Source organism: Novosphingobium sp. PhB57, from assembly GCF_004342985.1.
Classification (GTDB): Bacteria; Pseudomonadota; Alphaproteobacteria; order Sphingomonadales; family Sphingomonadaceae; genus Novosphingobium.
Genome location: NZ_SMBO01000015.1, coordinates 40,342 through 56,830, shown reverse-complemented (window position 1 = coordinate 56,830; position 16,489 = coordinate 40,342). Strand labels below are relative to the sequence as shown.

Genomic DNA, 16,489 nt, shown 5'->3' with positions numbered 1-16,489 from the left:
TTCAGGCTGTTCTGGTCGTCCGAAACCGGCACGCCCTGCTGGGTCGTCAGCGCCGCAACGCCCTCCCCGGCGCTCTGGCGGGTTTCTCCGCCGGATCCTTGCGTCTCGGCGTAGCTATGGGAGATCGCGGCGTCAGCCGGAACCGGGTCGGCCTTGGCGGGCGTTTCGCCGCCGATATCGGCGGCGGTGACGTCGGATGGGGCCTTCTTCGATGGCGTCTTCGACGGGCTCTTCTGGGCAGGTGCACGCTTCGCGGAAGCTTTCGTGGGGGTCTTGGCCATGGGCTATCCTCGCTGGGATGAGATGGCACCGATGCTCTCGCAGGCCGCCGCTTCGGCATACCTGCATGCTCGGTGTCTGTGCCCGATAACCCCGCCCGCGAAGGGGAGTTGCCGCCGATCCGCCGAAATTAACCTAGGTCATCGCGATTATGCCCGGGCCGGGCGCAAGGCGGTCTTCCCGCGCGACGGAAGCCTCTCCTCGGGCCGCAGGGTGAGGACGCGCACGCCATTCCGGGTGACTGCCACCGTGTGCTCGAACTGGGCGGACAGCTTGCCGTCCACCGTCACCACCGTCCAACCGTCATCCTCTGTGCGGACCAGGCGCCGTCCCTGGTTCAGCATCGGCTCGATCGTGAAGACCATGCCTTCTTCCAGTCTCACGCCGGTACCCGGCCGGCCGAAATGGAGCACTTCGGGCTTCTCGTGCATTTCCCGGCCGATGCCGTGTCCGCAATATTCCCGTACGATCGAATAGCCGGCTTTCTTGGCGTGATGTTCGATGGCGTGGCCGACATCGCCCAGCCGCGCACCGGGCCGAACCGCCTGGATGCCTTTCCACATGGCCTCATATGTCGTCTTCACCAGACGCGCGGCCGCAGGCGCGATCTCGCCGACGGCATAAGTCTTGCTGGAATCGGCAATGAAGCCGTTCTTTTCGAGGGTGATGTCGAAATTGACGATATCTCCCGCCCGCAACGTCTCGGTTTCAGAAGGGACCCCGTGGCACACGACATCGTTGCGGGAGCAGTTCAGCACATAGCCATAGCCGTACTGCCCCTTGCTGGCGGGCCGCGCCGCCAGTTGGTGGACGATCATGTCCTCCACCAGGTCGTTGATCTCCATCGTCGTCCGCCCGGCGAGCGGCTGTCCATCTAGGAACGTGAACACCGATGCCAGAAGACGGCCGGATTCGGCCATGAGTTCGATTTCGTCGGGCGTCTTGATCATGGCACGCGCGCTCCGCAGGCCAGATCGTCAGGGTCGACCCCCGCCTCCCTGAGTTCGCGAATGACGATCTGCTGGAACGTGAGCTGGGGGCTCAACTCGCAGAGCATGCCGATCCTGATCCAGAAAGCCGCCTGCGCGTTGATCGAACGATAGGACGCCTTGCTGGCCTTGCGGAGCTGGTCGTGCAGCTCATCCTCGATATTGACGATACCCATGCAACCGACCTTTATCATATGAAACATATACGAATCATAAATGGTTCATATGCAAGCCGACGAGTTCGGGCAAGGGGCAGCTTCTTCCGGGCTAGGCGTCTGAACCGGACTTTCGCAGCAAGTAGACATCCATGATCCAGCCATGCTCCGCACGAAGCGCGGCACGGCGACGCACGATCTGCGGGCCGATTTGCGTTAGGTCGCCCGCGATCAGGCATTGTTGCGGCATGCCGAGGTAAGCGCCCCACCAGATCGACAGGCCCTCCGGCGGCAGCGCGGCGAAGGCGCAAGTGCCGTCGAGCATGACCACCAGGGTTTCCGCGTCGGCTGGCCATCCGCCGTCGCGCAGGCGCCGTCCCGTCGTGATCGTCACGGGCGCTCCCAGACCGTTCAGCGCAATGCCGTGAGCCGCCGTGAGGACCTGGATGCTGGTGATGCCCGGCACGACATGAACCCTCAGCGCCCGCCCCCCGCGCTGCAGCCGCTCCGCGATCCGAAGGGTGCTGTCGTATAGCGAGGGGTCGCCCCAGACCAGCAGCGCCAGCGTGCCGCCTTCCGGCAGGTGCCGGTCGATCTGACTCGCCCAGACCTCGGCAATCGCGGCGTGCCAGGCATCCACGGCTTCGAGGTAGGGCGGGTTTTCCGAACGGACGGGGAGATCGAACTCCACGACCCGCGTCTCTTCCGTCAGCACGCTGTCGCAGATCGACCGGCGCAGATCGAGCAGATCGGACTTCGCCTCGCCCTTGCGGGGCAGCAGGATCAGGTCCGCCCCGTTCATCGCGCGGATGGCCGCAAGCGTCAGGTGGTCCGTGTTGCCGGTGCCGATGCCGATCAGGTGAAGATCCACCGTGCCGGTCATGGCTCCAGCTCCCCGGCCAAGCCCGAGGAAGCGAAAGGCGATTGCGCCGATTGCGGCCGGAAGCGGCGATCGTAGTCGGGGGCATAGAGGCTGCTTTCCGCCGCCACGCCCTCTTCCACGTCCAGAGCCCGTCCCACCAGGATGAGGGCGGTGCGCTCCATCGTTCCCGCCACGGCTTGCTCCACACCGTCCAGCCGCGCCCGCACGACTTTCTCGTCCGGCCAGCTCGCCCGCCAGACCACCGCCACCGGGCAATCCGCGCCGTAGTGTGGCACGAGATCCGCGACCACCGCGGCAAGGTTGTGGATCGAAAGGTGGATCGCCAGAGTGCTGCCGGTCGCGGCGAAGGCGGAAAGGCTTTCGCGCTCCGGCATCGCGCTGGCCCGGCCCGGTGTCCGCGTCAGCACCAGCGACTGCGCCAGACGCGGCACCGTCAACTCGGTCTCCAGCGCCGCCGCAGCGGCGGCGAAGGCCGGTACGCCCGGCGTCACGCTGATGGGGATGCGCAGCGCGCGAAGGCGGCGGATCTGCTCGCCCATGGCGGACCAGATCGAGGGGTCGCCGGAATGGAGACGGGCCACGTCATGGCCCTCGGCATGGGCCTGCGCGATCTCCGCGAGGATCGCGTCGAGATCCAGGGACGCGGTGTTCACGATCCGCGCGCCGGGCGGGCAATGCTCCAGCACGGCAGCGGGCACCAGCGAGCCCGCATAGAGGCACACCGGGCTCGACGCGATCAGGTCGCGGCCGCGCAAGGTCAGCAGGTCTGGCGCGCCCGGACCGGCGCCGATGAAGTGTACGGTCATGAACTGGCTCCCTGGGCCATGGCGCAAGTGGCCATGCGATCGGACGAGATATGGCGGGCCGTCAGCAACCGGGCGCCGGGACCGGCCGCCGCCAGGGCCGAGGCTTCGGCAACGCTGCCGGTACGGCGAGCGGCAAGGCTGGCGGCGGACAGAGTCACCGTCGCCGCCGCTTCCAGCGCTTCGCCAGCGACGGGGACTGCCGGAACCTGTCGCTCCTGAGCAAGCAAGCGCAGCGGCGCGATCTTGTCGGCAGGCGCGGTCAGAACGTCCGGTTCGGCGCCATCCGCACAGGCCCGCGCCAGAGCGTCACGCAAGGAGGAGAGGGATGCGCCTGCGCGAAATCCGAAGCCGGCCACGATCACAAGGTCACGCTCCATTGTACGACGGGATAGTGGGCTTTCCAGCCGCGCCGCGTGCCCAGCGGCGCGGCCTGCGCCAGTTCGATGCGCAGCAGCGTGCCGCCCACCTCGCCATGGACCCTGGCCAGCAGAGCCTCGCTTTCCAGCGTGACGGCATGGGCCACCAGCCGGGTGCCAGCGGGGAGACCGCAGAGCCGCTCCAGCAGGGGCGTCCCCAGCCCGCCGCCCACGAAGACGGCATCCGGCAGGGGCTGGTTTTCCAGCACCTCAGGGGCGCGTCCTTCCACCACGCGCAGATGATCGACGCCCAGCGCCAGGGCATTGCCCCGCGCCCGCGCCGCGCGCTCGCGATCGACCTCGAAGCCCACGGCCCGCATGTCGCGGTGAGTGAGCAGCCATTCTATCGCGATCGAGCCCGATCCCGTGCCGATGTCCCAAAGCATCTCGCCGGGCCGGGGCGCGAGCGCCGAGAGCGCCAGGGCGCGCAGCGGGCGCTTGCTGATCTGCCCGTCGTTCGCGAACCAGTCATCGCCGCGTCCGGACGTCCGGGGCAGGACGCGGCCTTCCCCCGCACAGAGCACGCCCACGGCGACGGGATGAGCCACGTCGGTCAGATCGAAGCCCTCGGCCGCCGCCTGCCGGATCCGTTCGCGCGGGCCGCCCAGCGCTTCGAGCACCGTGAGCTGCGATGCCCCGAACCCTTCCGCCGCGAGATAATCGGCCAGTTCCGCGGCAGCCGCCCCCTCACGCAGCAGCACCAAGGCCCGCTGCCCCGGCGCAAGGTGCGGACGCAACCGCGACAGCGGCGCCGCGTGGAGCCCCAGACACGGTGTCGCCTCGACCGGCCAGCCCAGCCGCGAGGCCGCGAGGGCGAAAGTCGAGGGCACCGGGTGCGCGGTCCATTCCCAGCAGTCGAGCGCCCGTGTCACCACCGAACCCGCGCCGAACCAGAACGGATCGCCGGAAGCCAGCATGACCACCTGCCGCCCCCGCAGCGCCAGCAGCGCGGCCAGCCCGCTCTCGAACGGCACTGGCCATGTCCGACATTCCGCACTAAGCCCCGCCAGCAGGCCGAGGTGGCGGGCGGCGCCGGTCACCACTTCGGCCGCCGCAAGGGCGGCGCGCGCCGCCTCGCCGAGGCCGGACAGACCGTCCTCGCCGATACCGACGATCGTCAGCCATGGCTTTTGGGGAGCTTCAGACATGACCCGCGTCCTCATTCTGGGCGGCACCACCGAGGCGAGCGCCCTAGCCGCGGCATTGGCCGAGCGCGAGATCGAAGCCGTGCTGAGCTATGCCGGACGGGTGGCCAGCCCGCGAAGCCAGCCGGTGCCGGTCCGCGTGGGCGGCTTCGGCGGCATTGCCGGGCTGGAGCGCTATCTGCGCGAAACCGCCGTCACCCATCTGGTCGACGCTACCCATCCCTTCGCGGCCACGATGAGCGCTCATGCCATTGTCGCTGCCAAGGCCGCCGGCATTGCGCTGGCGGCGCTGACGCGGGCGCCCTGGGCACCGCGCGGCGGGGATCGCTGGCACCGGGTCCCAGACCTTGCCGCCGCCGTCGCCAGCCTGGAGGGTCCGCCGCGCCGGGTGATGCTGGCGCTCGGCCGGATGCACGTCGAGGCTTTCGCGGCCCAGCCCCAGCACCGCTATCTGCTGCGCTTCGTGGATGCACCCACCGAAGCGCCGTCCCTGCCGCATCACGACCTCGTGATCGACCGCGGACCCTTCACGCCGGAGCGCGACACGGACTTGCTGCGTGCGCACCGGATCGACCTGCTGGTCTGCAAGAACGCGGGCGGCTCCGGCGCGTCGGCCAAGCTCGATGCCGCGCGGGAGCTGGGGCTTGCCGTGACGATGATAGACCGCCCCGCGATCCCGCCCCGCCGCGCGCTGGAACGGGTGGAGCAAGTGCTGGACTGGCTCGCTCATTCCGCCCACCGCGGCGTGTAGAGCACCGGGCCCCGGTCTCGCGCCACCAGCCGGGTGCGGCTCGATCCGACGATGACCATGGTGCGCATGTCCGCCATCTCCGCCCGCGCCTCGGCCAGCGGCACGAAGGTCAGGACTTCCTCGGGCGTGGAGACGGCGCGGGCGAAAAGGATCGGGCGCTCTGGCCCGCAAGCCTCGCGCAGGATCTCAAGGACGCGCGCGAAACCTTCCGGCCGCGCCTTCGAGCGCGGGTTGTAGAAGGCCATGGCGAAGTCCGCTTCCGCCGCCAGCCGCAATCGGCGCTCAATGAGTGCCCAGGGCTTGAGATTATCGGAAAGGTTGATGGCGCAGAAGTCATGGCCCAGCGGCGCGCCCGCCCGCGCGCTCGCCGCCAGCATGGCGGTGATGCCCGGCAAGACCCGGATATCGAGTTCGCGCCAGTCGGCGGGGCCCTGCTCCCAGGCCTCGAACACCGCCGCCGCCATGGCGAAGACGCCCGGATCCCCGGAGGAGACCACCACCACGCGCCGCCCCTCGGCCGCGAGCGAAAGCGCATGGGCAGCGCGCTCCAATTCGACGCGGTTGTCGCTGGCATGGAAGCGCAGGCCCGCGCGCGGCGCCACACGGGCGACATAAGGGCCGTAGCCGATCACGTCGGTGGCGGCATCCAGGGCCGCAGAGGCCTCGGGCGTGACGAGCGCCTCGTCGCCCGGCCCCAGCCCGGCGATGGCCAGCCAGCCGCTCATGGCCGGCGCCCCTGTCCGTGGATCAGCAGTATCGAGAAGTAGGGCGTCACGGCTTCCGCCTCGGCGAGCGGCGTCACCCGCTGCTCGGCCATCGCGGCATGCTCCACAAGCCAGGCCTCCCCCTCGCGCCCGGCAGCGATGACGGCGCGGCGCAGCTTGGCCAGGTTGCGGCCGATCTTCATGACTACGAGCGCGTCGGTATCGCGAATGCGCCGCGCCAAATCTGCCTCCGGTAGCGTGGCGGTAAGGATGGTGAGGACATCGTCGCCCCAGGTCATCGGCGCGCCGCATGCCGTCCAGGCGCCCGACATTCCGGTGATCCCCGGCACGACGGCGACCGGCACCGGTGCCGGCCCTGCATGGCCCCCTGCTTCGGCCAGGCGGGTATAGAGGTGCATGAACGAGCCGTAGAAGAAGGGGTCGCCCTCACAGAGCACCACGACATCCTCGCCCTCGCGGACAAGCTTCGCCAGTTGCTCGGTCCAGCTTGCGTAGAAGCGGGAAAGGCAGGCGTTGTAGCGCGGGTCTCCCAACGGAATCTCCGTGGTCACCGGATATTCCATCGCATGCTCGACAACATCGGCGCGGAGCATGCCCTCGACGATCCGCCGGGCCTGACCGGGCCGGCCGGCCTTGCGGAAGTAGGCGACATGCCTGGCTCCGCGCACCAATCGGTCGGCGCGAACACTCAGCAGGTCCTGCGCACCGGGGCCCAGTCCGACGCCGTGCACGGTTCCCACGCTCATTCCGCGCTGCTCGCGATGGCGTTGACCGCGGCCACGGTGATCGCGCTGCCGCCCAGCCTTCCTTCGACGATGCAGCAGGGCACCGGGCAGGCATCCCAGAGGGCAGCCTTGGACTCGGCCGCCCCCACGAAGCCGACCGGACAGCCAATGATCGCTGCCGGGCGCGGGCAATCGGGGTCCTCCAGCATGTCGAGCAAGTGGAACAGCGCGGTGGGCGCATTGCCGATGGCCACCACCGCCCCGCCAAGGTGCGGCCGCCAGAGTTCGAGCGCCGCCGCTGAGCGGGTATTGGCCATCGCCTGCGCCATTTGCGGGACTTGCGGATCCTGGAGCGTGCAGATCACCGAATTGTCCGCGGGAAGCCGGGCGCGGGTGATCCCTTCGCCCACCATGCGCGCATCGCACAGGATCGGCGCACCCGCCTCCAGCGCCGCCATCGCCTCGCGGGCGAATCCGGGCGAGAAGCGGATGTGCCGCGCCAGCTCCACCAGCCCCGAGGCGTGGATCATGCGGACCGCGATGCGCTCCTCGTCAGCGGAAAAGGCCGCGAGGTCCGCCTCAGCGCGGATCGTCGCAAACGACTGGCGATAGATGGCCGCGCCATCCTTTTCGTAGATATGCGCCATTCATGAGGCTCCGAAATGGGCAAGGACATGGTCGGGAGAAAGGCCGGCCCGCGTCGGCGGATCGCCCGCGCGGCCACGGAGGGCGAGGTCGAAGGCGCCGTCGCGCCCGGTCAGGACCACGTCGCTCGGCCGTGCGCGCGCGCAGCCTTTCGCGCAGCCGGAAACGTGCAGGCGCCCGGACACATGCGGCGCCAACCGGCGCGCCAGTTCGCGCGTTTCGACCGTCGCCTGCGGGCATGTCGGCGCGCCCGGACAGGCATCGGCGCGCAGCAGCGGGTCGCCGGGATCGCGAACGAAGCCCTCCACCGGCTCTCGCACCTCGGATTCGGCCAGAAGCTGCCGCCAAGACGTAACGCGAAGCGCCGCAGCGCCGGTCGCTGCCATCAGCCGCACCATTGCCTCCCCCTCGATCCGCCCGAACGGCACCCCGTAGCCATGCGGCGCAGCGGCTCCGACGGCGGGACGGCCATCCCCCCGCGCCCATTGTGGAAGAGCGGCCGTGTGGCGCGAGGCCCGGCGGGCAGCGGCGCCGCCTGTCTCCACGAACCAGTGCGCGAGCGCGATCAGGCGGTCTGTGGCCTCTTCCGGCAGGATGGAAACCCCGCTCTCGCGCCCGTCGAGGCGGAGCAGCAGGCCGCCGGCTTCCGCGCGCTCGATGCGGAAATCCGCAGGGCTGTCCAGCAGCGTGGCGACGGGGCCGGCATCGACCGCGATGCCCATCTTTCCGGGCAATTCGGGCAACTCGCCCAGACGGCCCAGGAGTTCTTCCGCGATCCGCGCGGTATCGTCCCCGCGATCCCAGCCGGGTGCGACAAGGAGGTTGCGCCGCCCCTCCAGAGCAGCGTCGGAATCGACCAGGCCCCGGTCGACCAGGGCGCGCAGCAGATCCTGCCAGCCCTGCTCGCGGACACCGCGGATCTGGAGATTGGCGCGATTGGTGATGTCTATCGCACCGCTGCCGAAACGGCGCGCCAGATCAGCAAGCACCGCGATCTCGGCCGCGGTCAGGCGCGCCAGCCGGGGCTTCACGCGCACGATCAGCCCGTCTCCGGCCATCATCGGACGCCAGGCATCCGGGCACCAGCCGCGCAAGGCGAAGCCTGTCATCGGGACGCGCGTTTCATCCTGCCCCACGGCATCATCCTCTCGCGCGCAGCGACGATGACCGGGGCTTGCCGACGGGCGTCGGTCCGCACGCAACGACGGGCGGGCGCGATGAACGCCCGTCCTGCGCGCCGATGCAGCCCCAGCCGCACGGCTTCGTCGCTCACGCGGAGTACCGAGCCTTGGCCTATCCCTGGGCCAGGGCAAGAGCGACCGATGCGCCGGCAGGTCTCCTGGCTTGCGGGTCAAAGCGCGATGCTCGGCCTTCCCGGTCCGTGGCGCCGGGCGCCCGCGATCCAGTGGCCGGCTCCCCGGGGGAAGCCACGGCATCTTGCTCACCGCTCACAGTTGCAGGGACAGCCGCGGATTCGAGGGACGAACCCTCTCACCGCGTTCCCTATTAAGCCTCGTTCGAGGCACCGGCGCGATCTTGCCCGCCGATCCTGACGGATCGGGCGGGCACCGGGGCGCTAACGCAGGAAATGCCGATCCGCAAGTCTCATGGAGCCACGTCCAAACAGGGACGCGCGCCGGGAACGTGGTTAGAGACCCCCGGTCAGCGGTAGCTCAGCTTCGGGAAGAAATCTCCGCGCCCCTCGGGCAGCAGGTCCAGCAAGCCCCAGACCGGGTCCAAAGCATCCAGCGAGCGATGGTGCTGGTCCGGCTCCTCCGGGGCGTAGAGCAGTTCGCCGCCCCAAAAATGCCGAACCTCGCCGCCGTCCTTACGGAAGACATTGATCATCGGCTCGTCCCAGTCCTTTCCGTCCTCGTACCCGCGCTCCTGGCGCATGGCGGGGGTTACGCCGGCCGTGTTGCCGAAATAGTCCCGTGTGTAGCTGCTGCCTTCGGCCGAGAGGAACCGGAGATGCGGCCAGCGGCGCTCACGCGCCCAGGCCACCAGACGGGCCAAAGGCGAACGGGCGACGACGTAGAACGCCGCAGCCTGCGGGACATGCCGTGCGGCCCCGTCCAGCCCGTCGAGCAGATGCGTGCAACCGGTGCAAGGCTCGTCGCGCTCGGGACCGAACATGTAGCTGTAGAGGATCAGGCTGGGCTTCCCCGCGAACAGTTCCGAGAGCCGCACCTGCTCCGGGCGCTGATGGTCCCCGACGCGTTCGAAGACGTAGTCCTCCTTGATCGTCCCGCCGGGGGGCAGCGCCCGGCGCATCGCCGCAACCGTTTCCGTCTGGCGGCGCAGGTCCATTTCGGCATCGAGCAGTTCGTTGCGCGCGCGGCGGTATTCGGCGCTTTCGTTGGGAAAACTGAGATGTTCCATGATCGGGCTCCTCCCTCCGGTTGCTCCCCTGACGCTCGCAGCCTGAACGCCCGAACGAAGGCATGAGTTCGCGCAAAGGAGCGGCAAATCGCCGCCCCCTTCCGGCAACGCGGCAAGCCCCTGACGCAAGGCGATATTCCGACCCCGTGCTGTCATGATCCGGGGCTAGTCGCGCAAGGGACACACCCTGCCGCCCCGCCAGGAGGCGGGATCATGGCCGCAGCGCCGCGCTTCTGCACGGGGTACGCTGCCCGCGATCCCTGCCTTGAGCCCGGAGATTACCGCGATGAACCACCACCCGGCCGAAACCACCCTGTCCCGCCGCGGCATGCTCCTTGCCGGCGCTGGGGCAGGCGCCGCCACGCTTCTCGGCCAGGGCCCCGCACTGGCGGCGCCGCAGAATTCGGTCGCGCATACTGGAGGCGCGCGCAAGAAGCCGCTGGTGATCGGCCACCGCGGCTGCTCGGCGCTGCGGCCAGAGCACACCCTGGCGTCCTACGCCAAGGCCATCGACCAGGGCGCGGACTTCGTGGAGCCGGATCTCGTCTCGACCAAGGACGGTGCCCTGATCGCCCGGCATGAGAACAACATCGCCGAAACTACCAATGTCGCGGACCATCCCGAATTCGCCCAGCGCCGCACGACCAAGGTGATCGACGGGGAAAAGGTCACCGGCTGGTTCACCGAGGATTTCACCCTCGCAGAGATCAAGACCCTGCGCGCAGTCGAACGGCTCGGCGCCATGCGCCCCGAAAGCAAGAGCTACGACGGCCAGTTCCAACTGCTCACGCTTGAGGAAATCGCGGACTTCGTGGCCGCGGAATCCGCCGCACGCGGCCGCAAGATCGGCCTCATTCCCGAGATCAAGCACTCCACCTATTTCGCCGGGATCGGCCTGCCGCAAGAACAGCGCTTCCTCGACCGCGTGGCCGCTAGCCATTATCTCTCGACCGCCCCGGTGATCGTCCAGAGCTTCGAGGTGGCCAATCTCAAGTGGCTGCGCCCGCGCATCGCAACCTATCGCAGCCTGCAACTCCTGCAACTGACCGTGCCTCTGGACATGCACCCCGCCGATGTCGCCGCCTCCGGGGGCAGCCTCACGTTCAAGCAGATGCTCACGCCCGCCGGTCTGGCCGAAGTCAGGACTTATGCCGACTGGATCGCCCCCGTGCTCCAGGGGATCATCCCCTTCGGCGATGCCACGGGCAAGTCCGGCCCGCTGGGCAAGCCGAGCACGCTGGTGCGCGATGCCCATGCGGCCGGCCTGCTCGTCTCGACCTGGACGGTGCGGCCGGAAAACAGCTTCCTGCCCACGGACTTCCGCGGCCCGGGCGGCGATTCGGCGCGTCAGGACAAGGCCTGCATCGAATTCATGCGCCGCTTCATCGCGGCGGGTGTCGATTCCTTCTTCACCGACGATCCGGGCCTCGGACGTGCGGCCGTGGACGGCACGGCCTGACACAGCACTCTTCGGCAACCCGCCCGCCCACACGAACCCGGATCGCCTGTCGCTTCGCTGCATGGTAGGATCCCGCATTGCCGGGAGCCTCGCCATGACGATCACCATCACCGCTTTCGAAAACTCGCCCGACCGGGGGCGGGGCCTCGCGCGGGACATGCGGGTACGCTGGGCGCTGGAGGAACTGGGCCTGCCTTACGAAGTGCGGTTGCTTTCGTTCGAAGCGCTCAAGAGGCCCGAACATCTCGCGCACCAGCCCTTCGGGCAGATCCCCAGCCTGGAAGACGGCGATCTCGTGCTGTTCGAATCCGGCGCCATCGTCCTCCACCTCGCCGGCACACACCCCGGTCTCCTGCCCGAGGATGCCCATGCCCGTGCCCGCGCCGTCGCCTGGCTCGTCGCGGCGCTCAACACGGTGGAGCCACCCATCGTCGAATGCACCATGGCGATGATATTCGAGCGGGAGCAGGCCTGGTTCGCAGCGCGGCAGCCGATGCTCGAAAAGCGCGTGCAGGCCCGCCTCCAGCAACTGACCGCCTCGCTTGGGAGCGCCGAATGGCTGGACGGTGCCTTCAGCGCGGGAGACCTAATGATGGTGACCGTGCTGCGCCGACTGGTCAGTTCCAACCTCCTCGACGCCTGGCCCCCACTGCTGGCCTATATCGCCCGCGCCGAAGCACGCCCCGCCTACCAACGCGCCTTTGCCGACCAGCGCGCGGTATTCGAAGCCGCATCCTGCGCCGGCCCCGAAGCACCGGCCTGAACGCCTGCCCCTGACCGCGCCTTTCCGGCACCCCCGAAAGAATACATATCGCCGAGTTAGGCTTGCGGAAGGTTTCGCGCGCTAGACCCGCGTGCGGTGCAGTCACGATCGAAACCGAAGGCGCTTGCCATGGACGCCATCCTGTTTTCTCCCCCCAGTGCCCCGGGATCGCCCGCCGAGCCCTCGTCGTGGTACATTTCGGCCATGGAGCGCCTCGTCGCCGCGGTGCAGGACTTGTCCCACGCGCGCGATCTGGACGCCGTCACCGCCATCGTCCGGGACGCCGCGCGCAACCTGACCGGAGCTGATGGCGCCACGTTCGTCCTGCGGGACGGCGACATGTGCTACTACGCGGAGGAGAACGCCATAGCGCCCTTGTGGAAGGGCCGCCGCTTCCCGATGAGCACATGTGTCAGCGGCTGGGTGATGATCAATGCACAGAGCGCGGTGATCGAGGATATCTACGCCGATCCGCGCGTCCCGGTCGAAGCCTATCGCCCCACGTTCGTGAAGAGCATGGCGATGGTGCCGATCCGCCGCACCTCGCCCATCGGCGCCATCGGCAACTACTGGTCGTCCCGCCGCGCGACGACGGCCGAGGAACTGGCCATTCTCCAGGCCTTGGCCGACACCACCTCGGTCACGCTGGAAAACGCCGAACACTACACCCGCCTTCAGGGCGTGGTGCATCGCCTCCAGGAACAGCAGCGGCGCATCAGCGAGCAACAGACAAGCGATTGAGGGACATGCTAGTCATCATGTGCAGCGGCTCCGACTATGGGCCGGACCAGCGGCGCTCGGTCGAACTCGGCGCGGCGGGATATCTGCTCAAGTCGCCCCGTTTCTCAAGCTTCCGGGACATCGTCGCCGGCCAGCCGGGGCTTCGCCTGATCGAAGATGAGAGCAGCCTGACAATGCTGCGCGCCTGCGCCTGAATTTTTCGCCTATAATAGGAAAAAGGGCGCGCGGGGCGAGACAGCCGCTGTCCCAGGGTAGCGAAGATATTTCCGGCACCCGACTGTCTGGTTGCGATTTGTTGACGAAAGCAGGTTAATGCAATCGCTTCGAAGGACCCAGAAAGTCGGGGACCAAGTAGGGATCGCGAATGCTTAACGGCCATAAATTAGCGGGTCACCGGGGGGTGGCAGCGATAGTTGGTCTTCTCGGGCTGACGCTGGGCGGTTCGGCGGCACTTTTCGTGACCTCGCAGTCCATGGACCGAATCGCGGCAAACCGACAGCAGCAGCAAGTCGAAAAGACCATCGCGCGCACACTTTCCGGTGCTGCAGCCCAGGCCGCGGCCACCAGCGCACGCATGGAACCTGCGCAGCGAATCGCAGCGCTCGGCCCGGACGAAGCCGCCAACTGGCTGGACAATGAGCTGGGACGGCCGACCGTCAGCGCTGAAACCACCCGGACCGTGGCCATCCTCTCCCGTTCCGGCGCGATCTACGGCTATACCCGCGGCGGCCGGGCCGACGAGGCCGATCTGGAGGAAATCCAGGACACGGCCAAGGATCTCGCCAGCTCGCTCCACGCATCGCCTGCCTCGGAAGGAACAGCCGCCAAGGCAGCGCCGGATGCCAAGGCTGATCTCGCCTCGGTTCGCGGCGTTCCCGTCGTCGTCGCTGCGTCCCGCATTCCCGCGGCGGGAGAGCCTTTGTCGCTGGTGACCATCACGTACCTCGACGATCCCCTGCTCAATCGTTGGTCCAGCACGCTAATGCTGGATGGGTTCACGGCCCTTGGCCCGCGCACCGCTGCGCCGTCCAACATGCGAAGCGTCCAGTTGTCAGCCTCGGACGGCACCTCGCTGGGCCGCCTCGCATGGCGGCCGGCCATGCCGGGGGAAGCAATCCGAGAATACGTTATCCCGGCCACCCTGGCGATCGGCGCAGCCGTGCTCGGCCTGTTCCTCATGGTAGCCTATCGTGCGAGCAACCTGAAGGACGAGGCCGAAACGAACTCGCAGCGCGCGCGCTATCTCGAACTTTTCGACCCCATCACGGGGCTGGTGAACCGCACGACGTTCATCAAGCAGCTTGAGCAGATCGCCGGCTCTCAGGCCTGCCAGCTCATCCTGCTGGACATCGACGATTTCAGCGCCATCAACGAAGAACTGGGCCATCGCGCCGGGGATCAAGTCATCCTCGACTTCGGCAAGCAGTTGCTCAAGGAATTCCAGGGTTCCCAGTGCCTCGTCTCGCGGCTCGACGGGGATGAGTTCGCCGTGCTGATCGTCGGCAATTCGGACATCTTCACGCTCGGCCCCCGTGCCACCGGCATCGCCATCACACGCGAAACGCGCGACGGAACAACCGTCGCCGTCACGATCTCAGCGGGCATCGCCGCTGCTCCGGAACATGGTCATACCGCCAGCGACCTGATGCGCCATGCCGACATCGCCCTCGGCGCTGCCAAGACGGCAGGACCGGAACGCCACGTCGTCTACGATCCCGCACTTGGGGAGGCCTTCAAGAGCCGCAAGGGCCTGGAAGCGCGGATGAAGAAGGCCATCGATGACGAAGGCTTCGAGCTGTTCTATCAGCCGATCATCAGCCTGCGCACCATGAAGCCAGCCGGGGTGGAGGCGCTGTTGCGGCTGAAGCGCGGCGCCAAGGACACGCCCGCCGTTTTCGTCCCGGTGATCGAAAAGCTCGGTCTCATGCCGCAACTCGGCGCTTGGATCATCCAGCAAGCCTTCCGCGATAGCCGTCGCTGGCCGGACCTGCGGACCTCGATCAATCTCTCCCCGCTCCAGCTCGAGAACCCGGCGCTGCTCGATCAGATCGACTTCAACCGCGCCCGGTTCGACGTTTCCCCAAAATCGATCGGATTCGAGATCACCGAAGGCGTCCTCCTGAACAAGTCGCCCACCGTTCACGACAACCTCCAGGGTCTGCGCGACCGCGGTTACGTGATCGCTCTTGATGACTTCGGCACGGGATACTCATCACTCAGCTACCTCTCCGAATTCGAAATTCACCGACTGAAACTGGACCAGAGCTTCGTTCGCGGCGGCCGCCTGATCGAGATGCGCAGCGCCACGCTGATCCAGGGCGTGATCGACATCTGCCACAAGCTGAATATCGACGTTGTCGCAGAGGGCATCGAGGAAATCGCGGAAGCCGCCACCCTGCGCCAATGGGGATGCGATTTCGCCCAGGGCTATCAGTTCGGCAAGCCCGCCCCCGCCAGGATCGCCGCGCAAAACCTCATCACCCTCCAGAACAACGCCGCCGCGATCGTCGATTACCGCACGGGCGAGCCGATCCTGGGCGTGCTCTAACTGAGACCGGGCACCAGATTGTTGGCCTCCTAACTTCGCCGTCCACTCGCTTGATCCTCCCTACAACATAGCCACCGACGGCGCCTGTCATTGGCGTTCAACAGCAAAACGGCTAGCAATCGCGGTACGTAGAAATCACAAGCACCGCTGGCCTTGCAGCTATGGCAATGCCCGCAATCACGGATATCGCGCCCGAAGTGCATCAGAAGCGCACATGCCATTTTTATCACACCACGACCCGCGCCGGACTTAGCGTCAAGCAGCTGGGGGGAAATGGCAGCGCCAAGATTTGCGTGCGCCGCCACTTCCGCACCCTCGACGCAGATACAGAGTGCTCACATAAGTCGCAATGATCCCATATCGACACGATACTTATAAATATCCATTCGTTCCCCGCCCGATCACGTACAAACGCTGCCAAAATCGTACCAAGTAATTTCGCCCTCTGCCACCTACGATGCGGCTGCAAATTCACGGCCAGCGCAACCGTGTTTATTCTTTCAATAAGACCCCTTCGCCGCCAGAACCCCTGGCAACGTCTTGGCCATCAACCACGAGCGAACGCCACTCTTTTACTGCTCACGTAAGCCACATCCATGGTGACGCGTTGCTGATAGGAAGTGTCGCTTCTGCCACTGGTAAATGCCCGTGAGACTGGGCCTGACGCGGCAATAATGCTTGAAATAGGACCTGTATTTCTGGATTTCCTGCCCGACGATCGGCCTGGGTCCTGCCAGGCTCACTTCACCCGACAGAACATTGAGCAATTGCAGAAATGCATATTACTAAGGGTTAGCGCTCGCCGCGAGGCACGACATTCACCGGTTCGTGTCCGATGCGGAGCTACGCGCGCTCTACGAAGCCGAGGCCATTTTCGTTTTTCCATCCTTGTCCGAGGGCTTCGGTCTTCTCCCGATCGAAGCCATGCATTGCGGCGCGCCGGTTGTCGCGGCGCGGGCAGGCGCCATGCCGGAAGTTTGCGGGGATGCCGCCCTTCTCGTCGATGCTGACTCGGCCGGTTCATTCAAAGAGGCGATCCTGGCCGTTCTGGAAGGTCCCGCCTTAGGCTAGGCACTC

18 protein-coding genes, 1 pseudogene and 1 riboswitch are annotated in these 16,489 nt (G+C 67.2%); of the genes and pseudogenes, 7 read left to right on the top strand and 12 right to left on the bottom strand.

Annotation, left to right across the window (positions count from 1 at the left end; all coding sequences use genetic code 11):
• The 7 genes and pseudogenes from EDF58_RS23885 to cbiE form a co-directional block, all read right to left on the bottom strand.
• Positions 1–281, bottom strand: a pseudogene (locus tag EDF58_RS23885) (catalase HPII); the annotation flags it as partial.
• A gap of 147 nt (positions 282–428) precedes the next feature.
• A complete protein-coding gene (gene map / locus EDF58_RS23880) occupies positions 429–1,229 on the bottom strand; it encodes a type I methionyl aminopeptidase (protein ID WP_132270069.1) in 801 nt (266 codons plus the stop codon).
• Complete coding sequence (locus EDF58_RS23875) at positions 1,226–1,444, bottom strand: ParD-like family protein (protein WP_132270067.1); 219 nt, start codon at positions 1,442–1,444, stop codon at positions 1,226–1,228. Before EDF58_RS23875 ends, map begins: the two co-directional genes overlap by 4 nt.
• A 91-nt stretch (positions 1,445–1,535) precedes the next feature.
• On the bottom strand, positions 1,536–2,306 hold the full coding sequence (gene cobF / locus EDF58_RS23870) for a precorrin-6A synthase (deacetylating) (RefSeq protein WP_132270065.1): 771 nt from the start codon (positions 2,304–2,306) through the stop codon (positions 1,536–1,538).
• Positions 2,303–3,112: a precorrin-4 C(11)-methyltransferase gene (gene cobM / locus EDF58_RS23865; protein WP_132270064.1), complete on the bottom strand. Its 810-nt coding sequence runs from the start codon at positions 3,110–3,112 to the stop codon at positions 2,303–2,305. Before cobM ends, cobF begins: the two co-directional genes overlap by 4 nt.
• Positions 3,109–3,474, bottom strand: coding sequence for a cobalamin biosynthesis protein (locus tag EDF58_RS23860; protein WP_132270080.1), 366 nt, complete (start codon positions 3,472–3,474; stop codon positions 3,109–3,111). Before EDF58_RS23860 ends, cobM begins: the two co-directional genes overlap by 4 nt.
• On the bottom strand, positions 3,471–4,676 hold the full coding sequence (cbiE, locus tag EDF58_RS23855; protein ID WP_132270062.1) for a precorrin-6y C5,15-methyltransferase (decarboxylating) subunit CbiE: 1,206 nt from the start codon (positions 4,674–4,676) through the stop codon (positions 3,471–3,473). The genes EDF58_RS23860 and cbiE overlap by 4 nt, the downstream gene beginning before the upstream one ends.
• Here cbiE and EDF58_RS23850 point away from each other — a divergent pair.
• A complete protein-coding gene (locus EDF58_RS23850; protein WP_132270061.1) occupies positions 4,675–5,424 on the top strand; it encodes a cobalt-precorrin-6A reductase in 750 nt (249 codons plus the stop codon). The genes cbiE and EDF58_RS23850 overlap by 2 nt on opposite strands.
• Here EDF58_RS23850 and cobJ read toward each other — a convergent pair.
• The 5 genes from cobJ to EDF58_RS23825 all read right to left on the bottom strand — a co-directional run bounded on the left by cobJ (position 5,400) and on the right by EDF58_RS23825 (position 9,901).
• The gene (gene cobJ / locus EDF58_RS23845; protein ID WP_132270060.1) at positions 5,400–6,149 is read right to left on the bottom strand and encodes a precorrin-3B C(17)-methyltransferase; all 750 of its coding nucleotides are present in this window, start codon (positions 6,147–6,149) and stop codon (positions 5,400–5,402) included. The genes EDF58_RS23850 and cobJ overlap by 25 nt on opposite strands.
• On the bottom strand, positions 6,146–6,895 hold the full coding sequence (gene cobI, locus EDF58_RS23840; RefSeq protein ID WP_132270059.1) for a precorrin-2 C(20)-methyltransferase: 750 nt from the start codon (positions 6,893–6,895) through the stop codon (positions 6,146–6,148). The genes cobJ and cobI overlap by 4 nt, the downstream gene beginning before the upstream one ends.
• On the bottom strand, positions 6,892–7,521 hold the full coding sequence (locus tag EDF58_RS23835; RefSeq protein WP_132270058.1) for a precorrin-8X methylmutase: 630 nt from the start codon (positions 7,519–7,521) through the stop codon (positions 6,892–6,894). The genes cobI and EDF58_RS23835 overlap by 4 nt, the downstream gene beginning before the upstream one ends.
• Positions 7,522–8,655 carry a cobalamin biosynthesis protein CobG gene (locus tag EDF58_RS23830; RefSeq protein ID WP_347812909.1) on the bottom strand — a complete coding sequence of 378 codons (1,134 nt, stop codon included), beginning with the start codon at positions 8,653–8,655 and terminating at the stop codon, positions 7,522–7,524.
• A 175-nt stretch (positions 8,656–8,830) separates the two neighbouring features.
• Positions 8,831–9,064, bottom strand: a riboswitch (cobalamin riboswitch).
• 117 nt (positions 9,065–9,181) lie between these two features.
• The gene (locus EDF58_RS23825; protein ID WP_132270057.1) at positions 9,182–9,901 is read right to left on the bottom strand and encodes a DUF899 family protein; all 720 of its coding nucleotides are present in this window, start codon (positions 9,899–9,901) and stop codon (positions 9,182–9,184) included.
• A 286-nt stretch (positions 9,902–10,187) separates the two neighbouring features.
• Between EDF58_RS23825 and EDF58_RS23820 the strand changes: the two genes are divergently transcribed.
• The 6 genes from EDF58_RS23820 (at position 10,188) to EDF58_RS23790 (ending at position 16,483) form a co-directional block, all read left to right on the top strand.
• The gene (locus EDF58_RS23820; protein ID WP_132270056.1) at positions 10,188–11,360 is read left to right on the top strand and encodes a glycerophosphodiester phosphodiesterase; all 1,173 of its coding nucleotides are present in this window, start codon (positions 10,188–10,190) and stop codon (positions 11,358–11,360) included.
• Between the two features lie 94 nt (positions 11,361–11,454).
• The gene (locus EDF58_RS23815) at positions 11,455–12,123 is read left to right on the top strand and encodes a glutathione S-transferase family protein (protein ID WP_132270055.1); all 669 of its coding nucleotides are present in this window, start codon (positions 11,455–11,457) and stop codon (positions 12,121–12,123) included.
• Positions 12,124–12,252: 129 nt separating this feature from the next.
• Positions 12,253–12,864, top strand: coding sequence for a GAF domain-containing protein (locus EDF58_RS23810; protein ID WP_132270054.1), 612 nt, complete (start codon positions 12,253–12,255; stop codon positions 12,862–12,864).
• On the top strand, positions 12,861–13,058 hold the full coding sequence (locus tag EDF58_RS23805) for a hypothetical protein (RefSeq protein WP_132270053.1): 198 nt from the start codon (positions 12,861–12,863) through the stop codon (positions 13,056–13,058). The genes EDF58_RS23810 and EDF58_RS23805 overlap by 4 nt, the downstream gene beginning before the upstream one ends.
• Positions 13,059–13,264: 206 nt before the next feature.
• The gene (locus tag EDF58_RS23800; protein WP_165921559.1) at positions 13,265–15,412 is read left to right on the top strand and encodes a bifunctional diguanylate cyclase/phosphodiesterase; all 2,148 of its coding nucleotides are present in this window, start codon (positions 13,265–13,267) and stop codon (positions 15,410–15,412) included.
• Between the two features lie 828 nt (positions 15,413–16,240).
• Positions 16,241–16,483: a glycosyltransferase gene (locus EDF58_RS23790; RefSeq protein WP_243654475.1), complete on the top strand. Its 243-nt coding sequence runs from the start codon at positions 16,241–16,243 to the stop codon at positions 16,481–16,483.
• The last annotated feature ends 6 nt before the right edge of the window (positions 16,484–16,489 follow it).